Origin of the sequence: Tissierella sp., from assembly GCF_052089545.1 — a bacterium.
Lineage (GTDB): Bacteria > Bacillota > Clostridia > Tissierellales > Tissierellaceae > Tissierella_A.
Map to the genome: position 1 here is coordinate 1 of NZ_JBQDAA010000202.1, position 4,165 is coordinate 4,165.

Annotated in this window: 6 protein-coding genes and 1 pseudogene; 1 reads left to right on the top strand and 6 read right to left on the bottom strand. The window is 29.1% G+C overall.

The annotated features are described in order from the left end of the window. Positions 1-76 precede the first annotated feature (76 nt). On the top strand, positions 77-1,192 hold the full coding sequence (gene ald / locus ACTHW2_RS11440; protein WP_442264051.1) for an alanine dehydrogenase: 1,116 nt from the start codon (positions 77-79) through the stop codon (positions 1,190-1,192). Positions 1,193-1,250: 58 nt separating this feature from the next. On the opposite strand, the gene ACTHW2_RS11445 is transcribed toward ald, so the two are convergent. The 6 genes and pseudogenes from ACTHW2_RS11445 to ACTHW2_RS11470 all read right to left on the bottom strand — a co-directional run. After that, positions 1,251-1,481, bottom strand: coding sequence for a putative signal transducing protein (locus ACTHW2_RS11445; RefSeq protein WP_442264052.1), 231 nt, complete (start codon positions 1,479-1,481; stop codon positions 1,251-1,253). Positions 1,482-1,550: 69 nt separating this feature from the next. Then, complete coding sequence (locus tag ACTHW2_RS11450; RefSeq protein WP_442264053.1) at positions 1,551-1,859, bottom strand: PH domain-containing protein; 309 nt, start codon at positions 1,857-1,859, stop codon at positions 1,551-1,553. A 114-nt stretch (positions 1,860-1,973) separates the two neighbouring features. After that, positions 1,974-2,297 carry a hypothetical protein gene (locus ACTHW2_RS11455; RefSeq protein WP_442264054.1) on the bottom strand — a complete coding sequence of 108 codons (324 nt, stop codon included), beginning with the start codon at positions 2,295-2,297 and terminating at the stop codon, positions 1,974-1,976. 181 nt (positions 2,298-2,478) lie between these two features. Continuing rightward, a complete protein-coding gene (gene arcC, locus ACTHW2_RS11460; RefSeq protein ID WP_442264055.1) occupies positions 2,479-3,384 on the bottom strand; it encodes a carbamate kinase in 906 nt (301 codons plus the stop codon). Between the two features lie 156 nt (positions 3,385-3,540). Beyond that, positions 3,541-3,903 (bottom strand): HAD family hydrolase, encoded by a 363-nt coding sequence (locus ACTHW2_RS11465; protein WP_442264056.1) that lies wholly within the window; start codon positions 3,901-3,903, stop codon positions 3,541-3,543. Positions 3,904-3,935: 32 nt separating this feature from the next. After that, positions 3,936-4,165: pseudogene (locus ACTHW2_RS11470) on the bottom strand (protein adenylyltransferase Fic); the annotation flags it as partial.

Here is a 4,165-nt window from a genome sequence, read left to right on the forward strand (position 1 = left end):
TAAATAAACGTAGTAAATATGCGAGTTGTAGAGTTCTGCAACGAGCTATAATAACATATTAAAGGAGGAAAACTTAATGATAATTGGAGTACCGAAAGAAATCAAGCCTCAAGAAAACAGAGTTTCGTTAACACCTGCTGGAGTAGATTCATTTAAAAGAGCAGGACACACTATCTATGTAGAATCAGGTGCTGGGATTTCGGCTGGATTTTCAGATAATGAATATGAAAAGTTTGGGGCAGAGATTTTTAAATCAGCTTCAGATATTTGGAAAAATGCAAATATGATTTTAAAAGTAAAAGAGCCCTTAGAAGAAGAATATAAATATTTTAGAGAAGATTTGATTATATTCACATTTCTTCATCTTGCTAATGAGCTATCTCTTACAAAAGCTCTGATAGAAGCTAAAACTACAGCAATAGCATATGAAACTGTACAGCTTCCAAGTAGATTGCTTCCTCTTTTAACCCCTATGAGCGAAGTAGCAGGAAGAATGGCAGTTCAAAAAGGTGCTATTCACTTAGAAACTATAAACGGTGGTAAAGGTAAACTTATAGATGGAGTACCAGGAGTTCCCCCTGCACATATAGTAGTTGTAGGAGGCGGTATTGTAGGGACAGGAGCAATAAGACGTGCAATAGGACTTGGCGCTAGAGTTACAGTACTAGATATAGATATAGATAGACTAAGATATCTAGGAGAAGTCTTTATGGGGAAAATAGAAACACTTTATTCAAACAATTATAATATGATAAAGGCAATAGAAACAGCAGACCTTGTAATAGGAGCAGTACTTATACCTGGCTCAAAAGCCCCAAAACTTATAACTGAAAACATGGTTAAGAAAATGGAAAAAGGAAGTGTCATCGTAGATGTAGCCATTGATCAAGGTGGATGTGTAGAGACTATAGATAAAGCTACTACTCACGAAAATCCTACCTTTACAAAACATGGTGTTATACACTATGCAGTTGCAAATATACCAGGAGCTGTAGCAAAAACATCAACACTTGCACTAACAAATGTTACTCTTTCCTATGCACTACAAATAGCCAATATGGGATGGAAAAAAGCTGCTAAAAGAAATGAAGCTTTGGCAAAAGGTGTAAATTTAGTGGATGGGAATATTGTATATAAATCAATTGCAGATGCATTCGATATGGAATATAAGGAACTAAAAGATATAATATAAATAAAAATTCTTCCATTTGGAAGGATTTTTATTTATCAACTATCAATATTTATTTTAATTAATCTATACTTATAGATTCTAATAAACTCTTTGCTCTATCGATGTCATATTCTGCTACCATAATATCAGTAGCAAATTGAGAGCTTCCGCTTATTATTCTCATATGTCCTCCAGCACCATGATTCTTTATAATATATGGTATACTATTATCATCTAATATCGCCTTAATCATATTTAATTCTATTTCATTTGAAATACTTCTAAGTTTTACTATATTAATGTTATCCATATTATTATTTCTCCCTTCAGAAATATATTCTTGAAATCAAGATATAAGCAGTTTTTATTTAAATACTTTTCATTCAATATTAACAGATATATCACTATTTTTTTCTAATATAGTTTCCACAAATTTTTCCTTAGCTTTTGGCGATATAAGTACTACTTTCCCATATTCATACCTTATTTGAAGCCTATCAAGTGAAAGTGAAGGCGAAGAAATTGAATTTCTACTAGTTCTTATACTCCTTATATCCTTAATAGGTATCTTTTCAGTAAATGGTCCTGATTTAATCTTAAGTAGCGTTTCTGATATATAATAGTAGGTACCAAGCCAAATCCAGGCTAAGAATATAAAAATAGATAACATTATAATTCTAATAATCATCCCACCTCTGAAAAAAGAATAGATAGTAAAAAATAGTATCGGTATCCATACTAAAAGACTAATCCATAGATCATTTTTAGATTTAAATTTCAACTAAGCACCTTCTTTCACTTACTAAATCATATTAGTAAATATCAGTAGAATTAATATAAATAAAATTATACCTGTATCAAATATTAATGTATTAACCATCATTTTTTTCTTATTTGTTTTTTTATAAGTTAAATAAGCCAATATAATAGATTGAATTATTGAGATAGCAATGATTATTAAAGTAACAATTATAAATAAAGCGGATTTATCATCTTCTACAAATACAAAAGCTGCTATAAATATCATTACATTTTTAAAAATTAGTTTATTATCATTGTTTTTATTTGAATGTTTTAAATTTAAAAAGTAATCTCCTTTTTTATATCTAACAATATCCTTATACATTGGATATAATAAAAAAAATATATAAAAAACTAAAAAAACATATGTGGAGATATTATCACCCCTTATAAGTATATATATTCTAATTATATCATATAAAAGTTAAAAACTTATAGATAAAAAGATAGAATAGTTTAATTATTCTATCCTTTTTTATTTATAGGTCTATTTATTTAGTCTAATTTTAATATATTAATGTTCCACTTTTTCCAACAAGGGCTTCTTCAGCTTTTTCAAGAGATGATATAATTGCCTGTCTTCCCTTTCTAGATTCAGTAAACTTTACTGCCGCTTGTACTTTTGGAAGCATACTTCCTGGTGCAAATTGTTCTTCCTCAATATAGCTATAAGATTCTTCAATGCTCATCTTTTCTAAATCAATTTGATTCTCCTTTCCAAAGTTAATAGCTATTCTATCTACTGCTGTTAAGATAAATAAAAGATCTGCATCTATTAATTCTGCAATTTTTTCACTTGCAAAGTCTTTATCTATTACACCATCAACTCCCCTAAGACTATTGCCTTTTTTTATGACAGGTATACCTCCACCACCTACACTTATTACAATATGACCATCTTTTATAAGGCTTTTTATCGATTCTATTTCAACTATATCAATAGGTTTTGGAGAAGCTACAACTCTTCTATATCCCCTACCAGAATCTTCTACCATAGTATATTCTTTTTCCTTTTTTATGGTATTTGCCTCTTCTAAAGAGTAAAACTTTCCTATAGGTTTTGTAGGATCTTTAAAAGCCTCATCATCTTCATCTACTATAACTTGAGTAAGTAAAGTCACTATGTTTTTATCTATATCTCTTTTACTAAGTTCTGAATATATTGCATTTTGAAGATGATATCCTATGTATCCTTGACTCATAGCAATACATTCTGGAAATGGCATATCCATATCTTCCATAGCTAAGTTTATCATGCCAACTTGAGGACCATTTCCATGAGCAATTATTATTTCATGTCCTTTTTCTATTAGGTCAACTATAGGTTTTGCCGTTTCTTTTACTAACTTAAGCTGTTCTTTTGGACCATCCCCTAAAGCATTTCCACCTAATGCCACTACTATTCTACTCATATACTCTCCTCCTAGCTTTTTTATAGACTTAATAATCAATATTTATTACATCCATATTAAACTTTTTATTTATTTTCTATTATACCATCTATTGATCAATTTTAAATAAAAATATAGCGCTGTAGCTAAAAAAACTACAACACTATATTTTATACATTATATATTCTTTAATATCTCATAAACCCCTTCTTCGTTATTAGTAAATTTTGATATATTATCAAAGTTTTCTAACAGAAGTTGATCACTATTTTTCATAGCTATTCCTTTACCTGCAAACTCTAACATACTTAAATCATTTAAGCTATTTCCTATAGCAAGTATATTTTCTTTTTTTACACCTAAAGATTTTTTTAAATCTTTTAATCCTTCCGCCTTTGATATACCTTTTGGTATAAATTCTATTGCATGAGGTATGGATGTTGTAATTTCAACATTTAAATCTTTAAATTTTTCTAATTCTTTTGCAGTTATTTCTTTATCATATGATCCAAACAAATCCGCATTCTTCGAGCGTTTCATTCTCGAAATGGTTGGGCAATATTATTTTCAACTTATTTCTCAATAATTTGTTTGTTCGTACTTTGAGGCATTTTATCAATATACTGTAAAGAAGTTTCTAAGTACATTAATGGGGCAAAACGAAAATTCCCCATCGCCAAATTCACTGTTCGAATTTCTCCTGCAAAATTATAAATATCTGAAAACAAATAAAAATGAATCGTTGCTAATCCCTTAAATGTTCCAACCTCTATTTCATTTATTTTTCCACTATCATATAAAT